This is a genomic window from Enterococcus sp. 5H (assembly GCF_028128615.1).
Taxonomy (GTDB): Bacteria; Bacillota; Bacilli; order Lactobacillales; family Enterococcaceae; genus Enterococcus_L.
In genome coordinates this window covers 1-15,792 of sequence record NZ_AMDP01000034.1, presented here as the reverse complement: position 1 = coordinate 15,792, position 15,792 = coordinate 1, and the positions used below count along the sequence as shown (strand labels likewise).

Below are 15,792 nucleotides of genomic sequence, written 5' to 3'. Positions count from 1 at the left end.
AGGGAGGCAGAATTTTATGAAAACACTAAAAGAAATACGTGTTGAAAATGGTATAACGCAAAAAGAATTAGCTGGATTTTTTCAAGTATCATATCGTACTATTTATAACGTTGAAAGGGATTCGTCTAATATTAAAGATAGTCTTCTTGCGAAATACAGAAAGGCTTTTAATTTGAATTACGATGAAATTTTTTTAGGTTCAGAATACGAAATTTTCGTATTTGAAGAAAAAAATAAACAAAAGTTAAGAACTAAAATATCAGAAAGACTTAGAGTTAAACAATCAGCATAGAAGGGGGTTAAAGCAATGTCTGCGGCAGAAGAATTGAGAAATGCTCTTTCTCGTTTAGTTTCTGAAGAAGTAACAGAACAAATGAAAATTTTAGAAGATACTTACTTTGCTAAATCCAAACAAACCATTTTCACTAAAGCTGAACTTGCTGAACGATGGGGATGTTCGACGGCGACGGTTTCTACAGCACTTAAGAAAGCAAATGTAAATCCAGTAGGAAAAAGAGGCAAGGAACATGAGTACAATCTCGAAGATGCCGAAAAAGCAAAAAATAGTCATGATGGCAAAGTTTTGGCAGATCATGAATTGTCATGGAAAGTTAGAGCTATGTAACCAACCAAGGAGGCTAGAAATGTGGAAATTACTATTAAAGGTAATCCAGAGGAAATAACAAAATTGCTCCAAACTATTGCGAGTAGTCAGGAGCAGAGAGAAACAGTTACCAGTATCCATTTAGACGGCGAGGAATTAGCAAGAGCAATTCACGAGCCTTTAAGTTTAGACAAAAATCAAAGTGTTACTTGTCATTTTTAGGAATCAGTATCTTTAATAACACCGTAACTAAAACGGCTAAAAATAATGGATCTAATTTACCAATAGAGACCAACACCACCAAATTGTAAATATATTGATGAATGAAGCTAATTGCTTCTTCTTGAAAAGTCTCTTTAGACAATAATTTTTCCACAAAGGAGGGATTACTATTTGGGATTTTATCTACAGCCTGTTCTTTATCTTTGGAGTTACTCGTTTCATTGAATTTGTACTTCCACTTATCTTCGCCTGTATCCTTGATATCTGTATCTGGATTGGTTGCAGCGAAATAGTTATCACTAGACTTTTGAATATCTTCCGAAGACTGGTTGCCAATAAATATAAGAGCATCTTTGAGTAATTTTTGATCTCGTTCAGACAAATCTGGTTCTTTTGCAAGATTGGATAAACGGTCTTCTAAAGAAATAATATCTGATTTTATTTGTTCAGTGTCATATTCATTTGAGTCATTAATAACATAACCTGACAACGGAGAAGGAGCTTTTTCAAATAATTCTGTCATGGAATTAGCGTAATCAATATAAGGTCTATATTTTTCAGATAAGGTCTTTAAAGCTATTCTATTTGGTTCTAATGCTTTATTAATTGCTTCGTAACGTTCGCTAACTGGAGCAAATAATTTTTGTTGTTTTCTTATATATTCAAGAAATTGTTCGTCAAAAAGGCTTGTAAATTGAGTCATTAAGTTTCACCTCACTTTCAAGTGAATTATACCATACAAAAGGAAGTGATCTCATGCAACAAACAATACTACTAACCACAGCAACACTAATCCTACTAACGATAGCCGTGAGTTGTTTCGCCACTGGTGAGACGGTGCAAGGTTGGGCTTTTATCGGCATTATATGGGTGTGTAGTGTGGGGTGGAGGATTAGGAGGGGAGGAATATGAACGTCATTCTATTGTTTTTGATTTCATTAGTCGGTATCCTTGTCGTTCAATTCTTCAGTGAAATTTTTGAAATGTTTAGAGATACCTTTTGGAAGAATAAATGAGAACAAGGCGAAGAATGATATTACACCACTAACCACAGTGAATTGGTCTTCTGTCAAAGAAACTAATAAAGAAAAAATGAAACTTAATGTAATAAACAATTTGGATGTAAAAAAAAGAAATTTTCTCATGAACTTTACACTAATCGAAGGATTAATCATGGACAGCACATGTGGGATAGTTGCGAAATAAACTGCAAAAGCAAGCATGCAACCACTAAAAGATTTAATAAAAAGTTGTATATTTACCTCTTGTAGTTTATAGAACATACTTGTCGGTTCTGCGGCGCTGATAACATGTTCAATAAAGAAGTAAACTCCGAAAATACTAATAAACAAAAAAATAATTATTATGAATATTTTATTGAATTTCATTACAATACCAGCCTTTTTAATTTTAATTATACCAACCAAAACAATTTCTAACAATACGGAAAGGAGCAACCGAGATGAAAAAAGTTAACGGTGTCTTTATTGGAAATAATCTATATGATCCATGCTCTAAATATGGTATTCCAGCAAACAGAAATAACCTTGATCGAGATTTAGCCGAAAAGTTAGAAAATAAAAATAAACGAATACGTAAAATGGAACAATCGTTGTTTGAATTAATAACTATGACTGGTCATCACGAAGAAAACACTCATCAGATTATTGAAATTTTGCGTAAATACAATTTAGGGGAACTAAAAATTACGCCTGAAGGGTTTAAGGAGGTTGAGCTTACATGAAAAAAGGACTAGCGGCATTTTGTCACTATAAGAAACCAAAACAGGCTGTCTTTAGATTACAGATAGTTTGTTACTTGGTGGCAATCGCACTCGTATTATCACTTGTATTCAATTTTGTATTACTAACTAGATAGGAGGAAATCACAATGACAAAATCAAAAATTTATTCATTTATCAGTCAATACGACAAAGGAATGAGTAACGAACAAATCGCTGAAAAGTTAAACGTTGCACCAAAAACAATCCAGCGGATCAAAGAAGGAAAGTATGAGCCTAGCGTTAGTTTGGCTTTGGAATTAGCTAAGTTGTTAGGTTGTATAGTCGAAGATTTGTTTGAGTTAGTAGGAGAGGAATAGTTATGACCAAAGAACAACATGAAAAACTGTACCAACAATTAAATGTTGATTATCACAAAAATATTGAACCTGTCTTACTGGCGAAGCAATGGAGGGATAAACAGAAATGAACACACCACAAATTTTCAACTTTGAACAAAATGAAGTGCGAACAGTCTTAATTAATGATGAACCGATTTTTGTTGGGATGGACATAACTGAAATTTTAGGTTATTCAAATTCCAGAAAAGCTTTAAACGATCATGTTGATCCAGAAGACAGGGTAATCCTAACGTCACAAATCGTTACTTTAGAAAATATGCCGAATCGTGGATTAATCGGAATAAACGAATCAGGATTTTATTCATTAGTAATTGGAAGTAAGCTTCCTAATGCTAAAAAATTTAAACGTTGGGTGACGAATGATGTTTTGCCTCAAATTAGGAAAACCGGAAGCTACACAAGTGTTCCTCAGACTTTCGCACAAGCGTTGAGATTATCTGCAGACTTAGAAGAACAAAACCAAGTATTGGAACAACAGTTACTTGAAGTACAGCCGCAGTTAAATTACTTAGATATCATTTTATCTTCTAAAGATACTGTGACAATTACACAGATTGCTGCTGACTACGGCATGAGCGCGATAGAACTGAACAAAATATTAAACGAGTTAAGAATCCAACATAAAGTTGGTGGACAGTGGATACTTTACAAAACCCACATGAGAAAAGGTTACACAAAATCACAGACTACTGAAATAACCAAAGCGGATGGGGATGCAAAAATTGTAATGAATACCAAGTGGACCCAAAAAGGGAGAATCTTTCTGTATAACCAGTTGAAAGAAGCTGGCTATTATCCTCAAATTGATTTAGGAATTGATGAAATTGCATAAAAAAAGACCAACAGGACTGCAATCCTAGTTAGTCGGTTACGAAAATGAATTAACAAAAGTATACCAAGAAAGGCGGTAAATTGCAATGACACCAAAAGAAGCAACTGCTTTGGACCACTATTTAACCACTCCGCCGGAAAAGTTTTATGAAGAATACGGCGATGAGATAGACGAAACAACTAATTGGAACATAGATGATTTTGGAAACGTAGTCTATGAGAATGACTGGGTATTTATCATGTATTTCAGGCATCACGATATAGAGAAAAAATTTGTAGGTAGTCAAGAAGGCTTTATGACTGCCTTAGATGAATATGACCCATCAAATTTAATCGCTGAAAAGCTAGAAATCATCAGCGGGAAAGAGTGGTTGAATAAATGAGTGAAGCAAAACTGAATGTTTACCAAAAGCTGGCTAAGGTCAGAAAAAAAGTACCGTATCTAAAAAAAGATCAAAAAAGCAATCAGTATAGCTATGTAGGATCAAGTGGTGTTTTAGGAGCTTTGAACGAAGAAATAAACAAAGTTGGATTGATCCTTAAACCAGAAATAATTAATTGGCATGTAAATGATAACCATGAACAGAGATGGATGCAAGACAAAGTAAAAAAGGAACCTATACCAACAGATCGTATAACTTATTTCACTGAATTGGAAATGCTTATGACGTGGGTTAATATAGACGATCCTCAAGATAGAGTTGAATGTAGATGGTACGCCCAAGGCGTTGATATTGCAGGAGAAAAAGGTGTAGGTAAGGCGTTGACCTATGGAGAAAAATATTTCATGTTGAAATTCTTCAATATTGCAACAGACGATGATGATCCTGATAAATTTCAAAAAGAACAATTAAAGAAAACACCAATTACACCAAGACAAATCGACATGATTTATGTATTGGTCGATAAAGTAGCTCAAATGGCAAATCAAGAATCGCTGACAGTAATTAATCAGGCTAAAGCGACCGCAAAGTTATCACCAAACAAAGAATTTGAAGAGTACAACGGCTACGAATACGGTAACCTATGTACCGTCTTAAAAGACTATATTAATTTCTACGAAGCAAAAGAAAAGAAGGACAGAGAAGCAGCGGAAAAAGAAACTGAAGAGAAGTGATCTAAATGGACTACTCACTAAAGGTCGTGGGGTATGACGAAAAAACAAATACGCTTCAGGTACAACTTGATGAGACATTAAATCTAGAAAGGCTCAATACTTATTACAAAGGTGATTTAAGCAATGTTCTAGGTAGTTTGACCCTATCAGATCCACGATCCTTTACTCATAAACAGAGAGCTTTATATTGGGCATTGCTAAAAGATATATACAATCATTTTGGCAATGCTACAACTAGCTCGCATAAAGAATTTAAGAAAATGTACCAGGTAGAATATGACCAAGAAATAAGTACAAAAAATAACGCGAATACAAGTGTTGAACAAATGAATAAACTAATAGAAATTGTCATAGATTTTATGTTCGAATGGGATGTGCCTTTTGAAAAAGGGTTTGAACTATTACCTCGAAACGAGAGCTATTTTTACTATCTTTGTCTTAAGCATCGTAAATGCTGTATATGCGGTAAACACGCTGATATCTGTCATGCGGATGTCGTCGGAAGTGGGCGGAATCGAAAGAAAATAGATCATAGCGAACTCAGATTCTACGCTGGATGTAGAGGACATCACCAAGAAGAACATACCATTGGAATTAATGCATTTTTGAAAAAGTATAATATAACGCCGATTAAATTGAATTATGAAGAACGAAAGAAATTGAAGATAGGAGGGTAACTTATCAAGCATGACTAAAGGCTGGGTAGCACTCCACAGAAAAACAATGGAATCTTTAGTTTGGACTGATCCAGTACTCTATAGATTTTGGTCTTTATGCTTGATGGTTGCAAATCATAAAGCGAACCCAAAATATATTTTTAACGGTTTGCCAGCTCCTATAGATGCTGGTCAGTTTATAACAGGGAGAGAAGTACTGACAGAGCTATACAACAAAGGTTTAAAAAAGAAAGACAAAATTTCTGAGAGTACAGCATGGCGCTTGCTAAAGAAATTAGAAAACATGGAAATGTTGAACATCAAATCAACAACAAAATATAGCGTCATATCAATAACTAACTGGAATATGTATCAAGGTTTTGAACAACAAAGTGAACAACAGTTGAACAACAAACCGACAACAAGTGAACAACAAACCGACACAAACAACAATGTAAACAATAATAACAATAAAAAAAATGTTTTAGGTACTAACAGAGATATAAATAATAAATATCAAAACGCGTGTGACATGTACAGACGAGCATACCCTGAAAAACCGATAAACGAATTCATCGCCCAATCCATTGCCGCATGGATAAATGATTTCAACGGTCATGAGGAAATTGTCAGTTATGCCATAGAGCAAGCTGGGCAAAATGCTGCTAGTACGCCTAAATATTTTGAAACGATTCTAAAAGCTTGGGAAAAGTTAGGGATCACTAGTATAGAGCAAGCCAGAGCGCATACTGAACGCTTTGAAGCTAAGAGAGATCAGGAACTTGCTGAGAAACTAAAAATGCAACAGCAAGACTTACAAGCCTATGAAGAATCACAAAAGCCGATTCCAAAAGTCACGTTGCATAATTGGCTAACTCAAGAAGATGAGGTGTAAGGCTATGAATAAATCAGAAAGAGTTGCGCAAGCAGAGGGAAGAAGGGAACTAATGAAAATCACTATACCAATAGCGCCCAAACCACAAGCACGGCCAAGATTTAACAGTTTTAGTAAACGAGCTTACGAAGATAGTGCTATGACCGCCTATAAAAAATCGGTTAAATATCATGTCATGGCGTGTAAACCTAGTTTGATTGAATCTGGCTCTTTGGGTGTATCAATTACGTTTTACATTTATCCACCTAAAAAAATATTGAGTAAGAAGTCAGCCGCTCAGGACTTGGAAAACGAAACCCTATACGTGGATAAAAAGCCAGATATTGACAATTATTTTAAAGCGGTGACGGATGCTGCAGAAGGAATTTTATATAAAAACGATGGGCAAATAGCTGTAGTGACGATGCAAAAGTTGTATAGCCTTAACCCAAGAACAGAGATCGAAGTGGAGGAACTCAAATGATTAACAACGTTACTTTAGTTGGAAGACTGACAAAATAAAGGAGTGATTACATGCCAGCGCCTTTAGAAAAACAAATATATTACTCTGTAAAAATTGGAGACAAAACCTTTGATATAACAGGGAGAAAAAGAACAAAAAGAGGATATGTTTTAGTGTGTGTCCATGGACACCCGAATACAGATTCACTTGGCTACATGATGGAGCATAGATTAGTTGCAGAAACTTTTATTGGCAGATTTTTAAGAAAAGATGAATCAATCCATCACAAAAATAAAGTAAAACATGATAATCGTATATCTAATTTGCAAATAGTAGATCCAATTGAGCATACAATACATCATCATTTTGGATCTAAAAGAAGCAAGGAAACAAGAGAAAATATTTCTCGAGCTGCGAAAAAAAGATTCGAAAACAAGAAAAATCATCCTTTTTACAAAAACGTAGATGAAGACTTAGCTCAGATGGTTAAGGATGGGTTCAAAGCGACTGAAATAGCAAAAGAACTACGAATCACAAGAAGAACAGTGTATAACAAAATAAATTATTTAGGATTGAGGGATATTTATGATAAATAATGTAGTTCTAGTTGGCAGATTAACTGCTGATCCAAACTTACGCTATACAAGCAACGGTTCAGCGGTTGCTACATTTACGCTAGCTGTTAACCGCAACTTTACAAATAGCGATGGCAACCGAGAGGCAGATTTCATTAACTGTGTGATCTGGCGCAAACCAGCCGAGACAATGGCGAACTATGCACGTAAGGGCACACTACTAGGTGTAGTCGGTCGTATTCAAACGAGATCGTACGAGAATCAACAAGGGCAACGAGTTTATGTCACGGAAGTTGTTTGCGAGAATTTCCAATTGTTGGAACCAAGACAAGCAAACGAGAACAGGAATAGCGCTCAGGGTGCGCAGAATCAAAATACAGGCGTTTCAAACAGTTCTGAGGGTAATTCTTCATTCGGCGGGAACGACGACTTTAAATCGCAGAATAATAGCCAAGAATCACAAGGACAGTTTTTTAACCCAAATAAACCGATAACTGAGGGTGATCCGTTTAGTGGTACAGGCTCGACAATTGATATTTCAGACGACGATCTGCCATTTTAGGGGGATAAGAAAATGAAAAATTATATAACAATTTACGGTGAGTTAATCACTGGTGAAATAGTGACCATAAACAAAAATACTGTGATTGTCCGGACAGCCAAAGGCGGACATCACATGGTCCATAAAGATAGTTTAGACGAGAATTTCAAAACAAAAAGAAAAGCAAATCGTTTGAAATGCGAGGGATTTGATTCGCAAAGCTGTCAAACGATCGGCGGGAAATATCCAGAGGTGAGAAAATGGCGAAAGATCCAATAGATATAAAGAAACTCTTTTGGTCGAACGTTGACTGGCATAGGCGAAACAAAGAAATTACTTGGTTTGATTTGGTTGGCGGAAATGCAAAATCGGCAAAAGGTCGAACAAGAAATATTACGTTAGAAAAGGTACAGAATATAGCGGAGCTTTTGGAAATTGATGATTTCGCCATTTTATTCGAAGAGATAGTAAAGGAGACGAAACCAAATGATTAAACAAGGAGACAACGTCAAATACATTGGTACGGCACTTCCGAAATACACGGGAAAAATATTAAAAGTAAGACGATGCTTAGTAAATAACAATTATATGCTGTGGTTACCAAAAGAAAATCGGCACCAACTTGCGCTGGAACATGGCGGAATTTGGGGTGTTGAGTCACTTATTTGTGGCAGAGAAGACATTGAAGAAGCAGGCGAACCAAATGAATAAACTAATCGATGATGAAGCGCTCGAAGACAATCGTCAACAGCACATTAACTATATTTTGAAGGTCAACGAAGTTATCGGCATAGAAAACACTGTAAAAATTGTAGATGAGATTAGAACCTTAAATTATGAGGAAGTAATTGTTCTGAGTGCTGAGGCAGAGAAAGTCTATAAATCGCATATAGAAAATTTAAAATTAGATAAGTTGATAAAGGAAACAACAGAATTAGGCGCAGAAGCAGTAGTCAAAAAATATTCTTTGGAAAGGATTGAACCAAATGAATAAACCAACGTTTCGGGTGTGGGAGAGGTGGAGTAGATGGCAAAAACAGAAATGACCAAATTTATAGAATCTGTGTTATGGGAAAAAGCAAGACTGCAAGGTGTTTATGGTTGTTTTGAGGTCACAATAGGCGTTGGTTGGTCTACAGATGGAATAGTAGATTTTATCACTTATGATTCTTACGGTGAATTCCGTTGTTATGAAATAAAAGTAAGCAAGTCTGATTTCAAGAGTAAAGCTAAGCTCTCTTTCGTAGGAGATTTCAACTATTACGTCATTCCCACAGAGCTATTGGACGAGCTAAGAAAAGATGTAGAAAAAGAATTGAGTAAATATGAGTGGCGCAAAGGCGAAGATAACTCTAGAGCTTTTGATGAACGACTAAAGAGCCAAGGCATTGGGCTAATAACTGTAAATCCAAGAGGGAATATAAGTATAGCTATTAAGCCCAAGCGAAAGTATTTGAAAGCCATGCAACGCTCAAATTTACTAGAGAGTATGGTCAGGTCACAATCAAGAGAACTAGTTAAGTTTTATAAAGAAAAGCCTTACTGGGGATTACTGAATGAGGTGAGCGGATAATGCTTAAGAAAAAATACAGAACAAGATTTTCCACTGTAGTGCCAAAAGATGCTATAGGCATGTGTGTGGACATCGAACATATAAAAATCCCTTTGTTAAAACTTAGATTTAAAAATGGCGAGGTAATCTGGTTTTTAAAAAGAGATTTAGTTGAGGTGGAGTAGATAGAAAAATACTCTTAATAAATAAGAGTATTGGTAGAGTTACTTATAGTTAAATTTGATTGACAGCAACGGCTAATTCTGAGTAGGTAATGAGACCAAAGCTTGAAATGCCCCTAGGGCGGAAAAGCAAGCGCATTTTATCTAATCCGATGAGGACAAATACAATGTGGATGTCTCTGCTGTTTGGTTTACTGGCTTGAGCATCGTTTTCTGAACAATAAAACTGATCGGCGCTAGCATAGACTTTAACAGGATATAAATTTAACATAATTATTCCTACTTTCTTGATGTATTAACAGTAACACAGATAAGCAGGGTGAAGTAATTGAGGAACTATACGTAAGTAAAACTTACGGTTTGACTAAGGAGGGAACAACGCATGGGAATTGAATTTAGTAAACGTGCAGTAATAAGAGTAATTATGGATGCAATGGCTGGATTAGATAGTTTAAAGGATATATACGACAAAGTGGAGGCAATGGAAGAGCCAACCCAACCAGAACTGGTAGAGGTGCCGCCATGTGCAGATGTTTTTTTGAATAATGGCAATAAAGAGTTAAATTTGGCTTACTTAATTTCATGTAAACGCAATTTCTTATCTTGTGAAATGAGAGAAGGGGAGTTGAAACAATGGCTAAGGAATACTTCTTTGCATGACCTGTTGAGTTTAGCTAACGGCTACACAGTGAAGAAAGAGCAGTTGTATTATGTCAAAGTTGGGATTATGGCGTTTATGGACTGGGACGATAGCTTTGTAGCAAAAATGTGCACAACTGATAGCACTGGTTGGGAAAATATGGCAGCTCAATTGTCTTTAGATAAAGCAGAAGGGGTTGCAGTAGCTATCGGCGGCGAGGCTGTACCAGTGGAGGAGAAAGAATAAATGTGGATGGTTTGGACTAATGATTTTGGTATTGAAGCGGTTGGAGATGAAGAACAATGCCGAAAAATATATGAAGAAAAAAAGGAAGAATACAGTAAATTGAATTTACCTTGGATTGACGAATCAGATAAAGGGGATCAAGTCATTTTGGCAAAAATTGAAAAGGCGTTTGGATATTACGAAAAACCTGACGGACTTTTTGAGCTGGAGGAGCATGACGGTTCAGATTTGGAGGAGGACTCACAATGACAAGGAGATTTAGAGTAGACATAGAAACTACATGGGCTGGGGTCGGTGAGACGGAATACTTTGAAGTATCTGATGATGCAACTGATGAAGAAATAGCTGAGGAAGCAAGAGAAATTTTTAGCTCATACTGCAGTTATGGTTATTCGGAAGACAAGGAGGAAGCGCAATGACAGAGAAAAAGAAGCTTTGAGTAACAAAAAAGCCTAGAGAATAAACTCTAGGAGCTAAGCTCTACTGTTTTTCAGATGATTTGGAGGAACTATCTTTTCTAAAGGTTTCTATAATCAGTAAAATACAACACAATATCCAAATTGCCATTACTATAAAAAATGGCTTAAACATCTGATGCGTTAGGAAAAATAAGTTGAAGACAAAGAAAATACAAGATAAATACCCAAATTTCTTAGACAAAATGAACACCCGCTTTTTTATTTTAATTATAGCACGAGGAGGAAATTCATTGACAGAGAAAACAGTAGAATTAAACAGAAATCAAGAGTTAGTATTGCAATGGCTAAAAGATGATTTAAAGGATGATTCAGATGAAAAAAATACACTTAGAAGTCTGTTTTACCTTCAAAAGTTCGGATGTTGTCAAGATAATGAAGTAGTAGAAGCACATAAAACATTGAACGTAAGTCAGTTCATGGAAGTTGTAAAAGAATTTGCAGATTGGACATTGTCAGACCACCAACCAACATTTGAGGTTGGGGAGTATTACAGTTATAGAAGCTTAGAGAATGTGTTGCATATCCTAAAAATTACTACTGTTATGGGAGATATTGTAGAAGCAGAATTTTTAAATACTCAAACAGGAAAATTAGTCAATACAAGGATTGAGCTTGATATGAAGTATGTACAACCAGCCACCACCGAACAGATAGCCACATTTAAACGTGCCGAACATTTTGCAGCTCATAGGCGTAAGTTGGATGAGTTTAAAACAGATGACATATGTATTTTCAGAGGTAAAGTAGTTTTAATTCAGGAATTAGATGGTGCTGGTGATCTTTGGTTTTATGGTAATCAGTTTGGAGAAGAGTATTTGTCGAAGGAAGAATTAAAACATATTACCCTCATCCAAACAGCCGAAGAACTGCGGGAGGTAGAAAATAATGAAAGCTTATGAAGTAAAAATGATGATTAGAGAATATTCAGCTAATGCAACTCTGAAAGAAATATTTGAAGATTTTGAGAGACCCTTTCAATGCCCACAGTGTAACGGCACTGGATTTTATCAGAAAAAAATAGTAGTTCCATACCCAAGTGGGTTACCCGATTCTGGATGGGTACCAGATAGTATTGAGTACAAGAGAACTGAATGTAATTTATGTGATGGTCATGGATGGTCAGACAAAGAATATAAACCAAAAATGGTGCAGGATGGCTGGCAATGATTGAAAGGACTGAGTAGGGATGGAAGTATTATCAAAAAATGAAAAAGATTTAGTAAAAAAGAGGATAGAATCAGTTATAAAAGGCACTGAGGAGAAAGTTAATTTTAATGATATCCTTTTGTCTGCAAATGTTCTTATAGATATATTGACTGATGACTTTCATGCTGAGATAGATATTTCAGAAATGGACACCAATGGCTGGCAAATGGATTTCTGGATTCCAGTAGAAATTAATGGAGAAAGTTATGATATTGAAGGTTCTGGATATTACAGAACATTGAGTTTTTATAAAGAATAACCATCAGAAAGGAGCGGAGGTTTGCGCGCGCAGGAAAAAGCTTTTTACTCCTTTTAAAATTATGAACATTTTATCATTATTTGACGGCATTAGTTGCGGTCAAGTGGCATTACAAAGAGCAGGAATCAAAGTAAATCATTATTACGCAAGTGAGATAGATAAATACGCTATTTCAGTCACTCAAAAAAATCACCCTAATACAATCCATTTAGGAGACGTCCAAAATTGGCGAGAGTGGGACTTACACAAGATTGATTTATTGATTGGTGGCAGTCCTTGTCAGGGGTTTAGTTTTGCCGGTAAACAACTAAATTTTGATGATCCACGTAGTAAATTGTTTTTTGAGTATGTGGATGTGCTAAAGCATTATAAACCTAAATATTTTTTGCTTGAGAACGTCAAAATGAAAAAAGAGTATCAGGACATTATCAGCAGTTATTTAGGTGTTGAGCCAATAGAGATTAACAGTAATTTAGTATCGGCACAAAATAGACGTCGGTTGTATTGGACCAATATTCCAGGGATTGAGCAGCCAGAGGATAAAAATATTCTGTTAAAAGATATTGTACACGAGAGTTTTGGAGAAATACTATTTGACTCTGATCCTTTTAATGTAAATCCTTGTGGCAGAGGTATGGGCGGAGTGGTCACACCGCTTAACTTTAAACACCCGACTATCACAACTAATAAAGGTGATGCACCAAAGATAGCAATACCTCTTAATGAGTACATCGTACCTTTTGATAAGACTCTACAAATTTTAGACAAAGAAGTTGAGCGAGGCAAAGTGGGTTATTTTCGTAAGGATAGCCAAGCAAACAGAGTTTACTATATCCACAACAAAGCTATTACTCTTTGCGGTGATGCTGGTGGGGGTGCTGCAAAGATGGGTCAATATTTATTTGGCTGTATCACACCAGATAGAGTAAATAAGCGCCAAAATGGTCAACGTTTTAATGAAGGACGTAAATTTTATACATTAACCGCCCAAGATAAACACGGTGTATTGATTGAGGGCTATATCCGTAAGTTAACACCGATTGAGTGTGAGAGATTGCAGACGTTGCCTGATAATTACACAGAGGGTGTTAGTAACACACAACGTTATAAAGCGCTTGGTAATGGTTGGACAGTGGATGTAATCGCGCATATTTTAGGATTTATGAAAGCAGGTGAAAGCTAATGTTTAATCTATTTAAAAAGAAACAACCAGAGCCAGAAACACAATTGACCGATCATGTACCAGTGGATAATTTAAAAGCTTATGTAGTTCGTGGATACGAGACGGAAAAACGATTGACTGCTGAGTTGGATATGAAGAATCAAACCATCAAAGAACTTGAGTCTAAGCTAGAAGATTTTGATGCGCTGGAAGTTATTTTGTCTGAAAAACAAGAAGAAATCTGGAAGTTAGAATTTGAGAATCAAAAAATCGAACAACTAAAAACAAAAATAGATGAGAGAAATCGTAAAATTGATGACTATGCTATTAAGGTAACTGAGCTTAAAAAAAGTCGAGAATCTTATGGCCGTTATCTAATCCAGAAAACTAGATCAGAGGTCAAACAATCAATCATCAATCGCATTGAACAGCACAAGGGTAATTTAAGCAAGGCCAAGGCAATTGAAATCGTGGAGGGTGAAAGCTAATGCATGAATGGTCGTTAGTTGGCTTAACTGCAGTACAAGCAAGCGAGCAAGTCTCAAGAATGCTATGTAAAGGCTCTGTCGATTTGTCGGCTTGGGAGGAGTTATCTAAACAGCCAGACTTAAAACCAAAGCCAAACAAACGCAACGGCACGATGGACAGGCGGCAAGCGTTTGGGGGATTGTTTAATAGAGGAGGGGTAAAGGATTGAATCAAATTACAGAATTATCAGATGAACAACTAGATGTATTGGCAAACAAAATTGTTGTCAAATTAACAAAAGAACAACAGGAAGAGTTTAAAAAAATGAGGAAATATGCTTTTCATAATACTAGATTGTTACTTCGAAAGTATGACGTATTAAAAGCTCATGTAGAAACTATAGATGACCAGCTAACTGCAGATCAGGAGACGTTTTGGAATCATAAATACTTAACGCTGAGTGCATTAATGCAAAACAGAGCTAAAACAGTCAAAATTATGCGCCATGTAACTCGCGGGCTTGATGAGTATGAAAGACTTTGCAAGAAAAAGGATAGCAGAGGTTACAAATTACTAGAGAAAAAATATTTTGGTATAAAAATGAATGACGAGATGATAGCGGAATATTACGGCGTAGATAGAACTACGATTAATAGGCAGATTAAAGATGCGACAAACGAACTTTCTGAAATTCTATATGGGGTTGAAGCCTTAGAACTAAAATAATGCACATTCCATGCACAATCGATGCACCACAACGCCACAATTTCCGTTATATAATGATAAGGTGAAATAAGTATCTAAACCACCTACAGCAAACAATTAAACGAAATCCAACTAAATTAAACCATGATGATTACTGTTGTAGGTGGTTTAATATTCACCCATAGGTAATACCTAGTTTACAGCCTGTGGGTGATTGAAATATTGGTATAATCCCTCAAATAGGAATACAATTAATTCATGATATACGAAAGGGGAAATTTTATTATGCCAAGTGAACGTCACGGAGAAAAAGAAAATAGAGAATCATTTAAAGAACAAAAAAACAAAGAGAAGTTTGAAGCTGAAATTGATAACAACAGAGAGCATGTGGAATCAGAAAAAGACGAAAAACATCTGAAAAGATTTATTAGAGAAGAAGAGAAACGAGAAAAAGAAAATAACGAATAGAAATTTTTAGTCATCGCTTATGCGGTGGCTTTTTTATAGACATACTTTCTTTTTTGTCGATTGTAATACAATCTTTTTTCGTTATAATAATAAAAACGAAAGATTATTGGAGGCAAAAATGAATACAGCTGAAGAAATAATTAAAGCTTCATCATCCTATGTTGTGTCAACAATAGACGATTATGGATTTCCGTTAAGTGTAACAGTATCTAAAATAGTAGAAAGAACTGGTTATGTAACCTTATTTTTTTATTTTGATGAAAAATCAAACTTTGTGAATAACATGAAAAAAAGGCCCAAGGGTAGCGTGTCAATTTCTGTGGAACATCCGAATAGAATAGAAACGTTAAATTTAAAAGGGACATTTACTTTTGAGACTGATTGGGATTTAAAAAGTGTT

General features: G+C 35.6%; 32 protein-coding genes. 30 read left to right on the top strand and 2 right to left on the bottom strand.

The window, feature by feature from the left end; translation table 11 throughout:
- The first annotated feature begins 16 nt into the window (after positions 1-16).
- Genes C240_RS11640 through C240_RS11630 form a run of 3 tightly spaced genes read left to right on the top strand, consistent with a single transcriptional unit; the run spans position 17 to position 826 of the window.
- Positions 17-292: a helix-turn-helix transcriptional regulator gene (locus C240_RS11640; protein WP_271495868.1), complete on the top strand. Its 276-nt coding sequence runs from the start codon at positions 17-19 to the stop codon at positions 290-292.
- 15 nt (positions 293-307) lie between these two features.
- Positions 308-625 (top strand): MarR family transcriptional regulator, encoded by a 318-nt coding sequence (locus tag C240_RS11635; protein ID WP_271495865.1) that lies wholly within the window; start codon positions 308-310, stop codon positions 623-625.
- Positions 626-646: 21 nt separating this feature from the next.
- Positions 647-826 (top strand): hypothetical protein, encoded by a 180-nt coding sequence (locus C240_RS11630; RefSeq protein ID WP_271495863.1) that lies wholly within the window; start codon positions 647-649, stop codon positions 824-826.
- On the opposite strand, the gene C240_RS11625 is transcribed toward C240_RS11630, so the two are convergent.
- Positions 810-1,529, bottom strand: coding sequence for a hypothetical protein (locus C240_RS11625; protein ID WP_271495861.1), 720 nt, complete (start codon positions 1,527-1,529; stop codon positions 810-812). The genes C240_RS11630 and C240_RS11625 overlap by 17 nt on opposite strands.
- A gap of 759 nt (positions 1,530-2,288) precedes the next feature.
- Between C240_RS11625 and C240_RS11620 the strand changes: the two genes are divergently transcribed.
- The 15 genes from C240_RS11620 to C240_RS11550 all read left to right on the top strand — a co-directional run bounded on the left by C240_RS11620 (position 2,289) and on the right by C240_RS11550 (position 9,598).
- Positions 2,289-2,570 (top strand): hypothetical protein, encoded by a 282-nt coding sequence (locus C240_RS11620; RefSeq protein WP_271495859.1) that lies wholly within the window; start codon positions 2,289-2,291, stop codon positions 2,568-2,570.
- A gap of 146 nt (positions 2,571-2,716) precedes the next feature.
- Positions 2,717-2,926 (top strand): helix-turn-helix transcriptional regulator, encoded by a 210-nt coding sequence (locus tag C240_RS11615; RefSeq protein ID WP_271495857.1) that lies wholly within the window; start codon positions 2,717-2,719, stop codon positions 2,924-2,926.
- 106 nt (positions 2,927-3,032) lie between these two features.
- Positions 3,033-3,800, top strand: coding sequence for a phage antirepressor KilAC domain-containing protein (locus tag C240_RS11610; protein WP_271495855.1), 768 nt, complete (start codon positions 3,033-3,035; stop codon positions 3,798-3,800).
- An 85-nt stretch (positions 3,801-3,885) separates the two neighbouring features.
- Positions 3,886-4,182: a hypothetical protein gene (locus C240_RS11605; protein ID WP_271495853.1), complete on the top strand. Its 297-nt coding sequence runs from the start codon at positions 3,886-3,888 to the stop codon at positions 4,180-4,182.
- Positions 4,179-4,916: an ERF family protein gene (locus tag C240_RS11600; RefSeq protein WP_271495851.1), complete on the top strand. Its 738-nt coding sequence runs from the start codon at positions 4,179-4,181 to the stop codon at positions 4,914-4,916. Before C240_RS11605 ends, C240_RS11600 begins: the two co-directional genes overlap by 4 nt.
- A 5-nt stretch (positions 4,917-4,921) precedes the next feature.
- Positions 4,922-5,593, top strand: a complete 672-nt coding sequence (locus tag C240_RS11595; RefSeq protein WP_271495849.1) for a putative HNHc nuclease — start codon at positions 4,922-4,924, stop codon at positions 5,591-5,593.
- 10 nt (positions 5,594-5,603) lie between these two features.
- The gene (locus C240_RS11590; protein ID WP_271495847.1) at positions 5,604-6,467 is read left to right on the top strand and encodes a DnaD domain-containing protein; all 864 of its coding nucleotides are present in this window, start codon (positions 5,604-5,606) and stop codon (positions 6,465-6,467) included.
- 52 nt (positions 6,468-6,519) lie between these two features.
- Positions 6,520-6,930, top strand: a complete 411-nt coding sequence (locus C240_RS11585) for a RusA family crossover junction endodeoxyribonuclease (protein WP_271495944.1) — start codon at positions 6,520-6,522, stop codon at positions 6,928-6,930.
- Positions 6,931-6,980: 50 nt separating this feature from the next.
- On the top strand, positions 6,981-7,505 hold the full coding sequence (locus C240_RS11580) for an HNH endonuclease (RefSeq protein WP_271495845.1): 525 nt from the start codon (positions 6,981-6,983) through the stop codon (positions 7,503-7,505).
- Positions 7,495-8,046, top strand: coding sequence for a single-stranded DNA-binding protein (gene ssb / locus C240_RS11575; RefSeq protein WP_271495843.1), 552 nt, complete (start codon positions 7,495-7,497; stop codon positions 8,044-8,046). Before C240_RS11580 ends, ssb begins: the two co-directional genes overlap by 11 nt.
- A gap of 12 nt (positions 8,047-8,058) precedes the next feature.
- Positions 8,059-8,304 (top strand): hypothetical protein, encoded by a 246-nt coding sequence (locus tag C240_RS11570; protein ID WP_271495841.1) that lies wholly within the window; start codon positions 8,059-8,061, stop codon positions 8,302-8,304.
- Entirely contained in the window at positions 8,286-8,519 is a 234-nt protein-coding gene (locus tag C240_RS11565; protein WP_271495839.1) for a hypothetical protein, read from the top strand. The genes C240_RS11570 and C240_RS11565 overlap by 19 nt, the downstream gene beginning before the upstream one ends.
- Positions 8,512-8,736, top strand: coding sequence for a hypothetical protein (locus tag C240_RS11560; RefSeq protein ID WP_271495837.1), 225 nt, complete (start codon positions 8,512-8,514; stop codon positions 8,734-8,736). Before C240_RS11565 ends, C240_RS11560 begins: the two co-directional genes overlap by 8 nt.
- The gene (locus tag C240_RS11555; RefSeq protein WP_271495835.1) at positions 8,729-9,019 is read left to right on the top strand and encodes a hypothetical protein; all 291 of its coding nucleotides are present in this window, start codon (positions 8,729-8,731) and stop codon (positions 9,017-9,019) included. Before C240_RS11560 ends, C240_RS11555 begins: the two co-directional genes overlap by 8 nt.
- Before the next feature lie 33 nt (positions 9,020-9,052).
- Entirely contained in the window at positions 9,053-9,598 is a 546-nt protein-coding gene (locus C240_RS11550) for a hypothetical protein (protein WP_271495834.1), read from the top strand.
- 213 nt (positions 9,599-9,811) lie between these two features.
- On the opposite strand, the gene C240_RS11545 is transcribed toward C240_RS11550, so the two are convergent.
- Positions 9,812-10,030, bottom strand: coding sequence for a hypothetical protein (locus C240_RS11545; protein ID WP_271495832.1), 219 nt, complete (start codon positions 10,028-10,030; stop codon positions 9,812-9,814).
- Between the two features lie 111 nt (positions 10,031-10,141).
- Between C240_RS11545 and C240_RS11540 the strand changes: the two genes are divergently transcribed.
- From C240_RS11540 to C240_RS11485, 12 genes are all read left to right on the top strand, one after another.
- Complete coding sequence (locus C240_RS11540) at positions 10,142-10,645, top strand: DUF1642 domain-containing protein (protein WP_271495830.1); 504 nt, start codon at positions 10,142-10,144, stop codon at positions 10,643-10,645.
- Positions 10,646-10,894, top strand: coding sequence for a hypothetical protein (locus C240_RS11535; protein ID WP_271495828.1), 249 nt, complete (start codon positions 10,646-10,648; stop codon positions 10,892-10,894).
- Positions 10,891-11,064, top strand: a complete 174-nt coding sequence (locus C240_RS11530; protein ID WP_271495826.1) for a hypothetical protein — start codon at positions 10,891-10,893, stop codon at positions 11,062-11,064. Before C240_RS11535 ends, C240_RS11530 begins: the two co-directional genes overlap by 4 nt.
- 290 nt (positions 11,065-11,354) lie before the next feature.
- Entirely contained in the window at positions 11,355-12,023 is a 669-nt protein-coding gene (locus C240_RS11525) for a hypothetical protein (RefSeq protein WP_271495824.1), read from the top strand.
- A complete protein-coding gene (locus tag C240_RS11520; protein WP_271495822.1) occupies positions 12,010-12,291 on the top strand; it encodes a hypothetical protein in 282 nt (93 codons plus the stop codon). Before C240_RS11525 ends, C240_RS11520 begins: the two co-directional genes overlap by 14 nt.
- A gap of 19 nt (positions 12,292-12,310) precedes the next feature.
- Entirely contained in the window at positions 12,311-12,589 is a 279-nt protein-coding gene (locus C240_RS11515; RefSeq protein ID WP_271495820.1) for a hypothetical protein, read from the top strand.
- Positions 12,590-12,650: 61 nt separating this feature from the next.
- Positions 12,651-13,772, top strand: a complete 1,122-nt coding sequence (gene dcm / locus C240_RS11510; RefSeq protein ID WP_271495818.1) for a DNA (cytosine-5-)-methyltransferase — start codon at positions 12,651-12,653, stop codon at positions 13,770-13,772.
- Positions 13,772-14,239 (top strand): hypothetical protein, encoded by a 468-nt coding sequence (locus tag C240_RS11505; protein ID WP_271495816.1) that lies wholly within the window; start codon positions 13,772-13,774, stop codon positions 14,237-14,239. Before dcm ends, C240_RS11505 begins: the two co-directional genes overlap by 1 nt.
- On the top strand, positions 14,239-14,448 hold the full coding sequence (locus tag C240_RS11500; RefSeq protein ID WP_271495814.1) for a hypothetical protein: 210 nt from the start codon (positions 14,239-14,241) through the stop codon (positions 14,446-14,448). Before C240_RS11505 ends, C240_RS11500 begins: the two co-directional genes overlap by 1 nt.
- Positions 14,445-14,945: a hypothetical protein gene (locus tag C240_RS11495; protein ID WP_271495812.1), complete on the top strand. Its 501-nt coding sequence runs from the start codon at positions 14,445-14,447 to the stop codon at positions 14,943-14,945. Before C240_RS11500 ends, C240_RS11495 begins: the two co-directional genes overlap by 4 nt.
- Before the next feature lie 264 nt (positions 14,946-15,209).
- Positions 15,210-15,392, top strand: a complete 183-nt coding sequence (locus C240_RS11490; RefSeq protein WP_271495810.1) for a hypothetical protein — start codon at positions 15,210-15,212, stop codon at positions 15,390-15,392.
- Between the two features lie 118 nt (positions 15,393-15,510).
- Positions 15,511-15,792: hypothetical protein (locus C240_RS11485; RefSeq protein ID WP_442896594.1), on the top strand; the 282-nt coding region annotated here is incomplete at its 3' end.

Bases quoted from the DNA above. Each gene is read 5' to 3' on its own strand.
- C240_RS11540 (WP_271495830.1), top strand. From the start codon at position 10,142: ATGGGAATTGAATTTAGTAAACGTGCAGTAATAAGAGTAATTATGGAT.
- C240_RS11565 (WP_271495839.1), top strand. From the start codon at position 8,286: ATGGCGAAAGATCCAATAGATATAAAGAAACTCTTTTGGTCGAACGTT.
- C240_RS11500 (WP_271495814.1), top strand. From the start codon at position 14,239: ATGCATGAATGGTCGTTAGTTGGCTTAACTGCAGTACAAGCAAGCGAG.
- C240_RS11555 (WP_271495835.1), top strand. From the start codon at position 8,729: ATGAATAAACTAATCGATGATGAAGCGCTCGAAGACAATCGTCAACAG.
- C240_RS11605 (WP_271495853.1), top strand. From the start codon at position 3,886: ATGACACCAAAAGAAGCAACTGCTTTGGACCACTATTTAACCACTCCG.
- C240_RS11505 (WP_271495816.1), top strand. From the start codon at position 13,772: ATGTTTAATCTATTTAAAAAGAAACAACCAGAGCCAGAAACACAATTG.
- C240_RS11635 (WP_271495865.1), top strand. From the start codon at position 308: ATGTCTGCGGCAGAAGAATTGAGAAATGCTCTTTCTCGTTTAGTTTCT.
- C240_RS11550 (WP_271495834.1), top strand. From the start codon at position 9,053: ATGGCAAAAACAGAAATGACCAAATTTATAGAATCTGTGTTATGGGAA.
- C240_RS11515 (WP_271495820.1), top strand. From the start codon at position 12,311: ATGGAAGTATTATCAAAAAATGAAAAAGATTTAGTAAAAAAGAGGATA.
- C240_RS11490 (WP_271495810.1), top strand. From the start codon at position 15,210: ATGCCAAGTGAACGTCACGGAGAAAAAGAAAATAGAGAATCATTTAAA.
- C240_RS11615 (WP_271495857.1), top strand. From the start codon at position 2,717: ATGACAAAATCAAAAATTTATTCATTTATCAGTCAATACGACAAAGGA.
- C240_RS11530 (WP_271495826.1), top strand. From the start codon at position 10,891: ATGACAAGGAGATTTAGAGTAGACATAGAAACTACATGGGCTGGGGTC.
- C240_RS11625 (WP_271495861.1), bottom strand. From the start codon at position 1,529: ATGACTCAATTTACAAGCCTTTTTGACGAACAATTTCTTGAATATATA.
- C240_RS11580 (WP_271495845.1), top strand. From the start codon at position 6,981: ATGCCAGCGCCTTTAGAAAAACAAATATATTACTCTGTAAAAATTGGA.
- C240_RS11570 (WP_271495841.1), top strand. From the start codon at position 8,059: ATGAAAAATTATATAACAATTTACGGTGAGTTAATCACTGGTGAAATA.
- C240_RS11595 (WP_271495849.1), top strand. From the start codon at position 4,922: ATGGACTACTCACTAAAGGTCGTGGGGTATGACGAAAAAACAAATACG.
- C240_RS11600 (WP_271495851.1), top strand. From the start codon at position 4,179: ATGAGTGAAGCAAAACTGAATGTTTACCAAAAGCTGGCTAAGGTCAGA.
- C240_RS11620 (WP_271495859.1), top strand. From the start codon at position 2,289: ATGAAAAAAGTTAACGGTGTCTTTATTGGAAATAATCTATATGATCCA.
- C240_RS11590 (WP_271495847.1), top strand. From the start codon at position 5,604: ATGACTAAAGGCTGGGTAGCACTCCACAGAAAAACAATGGAATCTTTA.
- C240_RS11640 (WP_271495868.1), top strand. From the start codon at position 17: ATGAAAACACTAAAAGAAATACGTGTTGAAAATGGTATAACGCAAAAA.
- C240_RS11545 (WP_271495832.1), bottom strand. From the start codon at position 10,030: ATGTTAAATTTATATCCTGTTAAAGTCTATGCTAGCGCCGATCAGTTT.
- C240_RS11585 (WP_271495944.1), top strand. From the start codon at position 6,520: ATGAAAATCACTATACCAATAGCGCCCAAACCACAAGCACGGCCAAGA.
- ssb (WP_271495843.1), top strand. From the start codon at position 7,495: ATGATAAATAATGTAGTTCTAGTTGGCAGATTAACTGCTGATCCAAAC.
- C240_RS11610 (WP_271495855.1), top strand. From the start codon at position 3,033: ATGAACACACCACAAATTTTCAACTTTGAACAAAATGAAGTGCGAACA.
- C240_RS11560 (WP_271495837.1), top strand. From the start codon at position 8,512: ATGATTAAACAAGGAGACAACGTCAAATACATTGGTACGGCACTTCCG.
- dcm (WP_271495818.1), top strand. From the start codon at position 12,651: ATGAACATTTTATCATTATTTGACGGCATTAGTTGCGGTCAAGTGGCA.
- C240_RS11520 (WP_271495822.1), top strand. From the start codon at position 12,010: ATGAAAGCTTATGAAGTAAAAATGATGATTAGAGAATATTCAGCTAAT.
- C240_RS11535 (WP_271495828.1), top strand. From the start codon at position 10,646: ATGTGGATGGTTTGGACTAATGATTTTGGTATTGAAGCGGTTGGAGAT.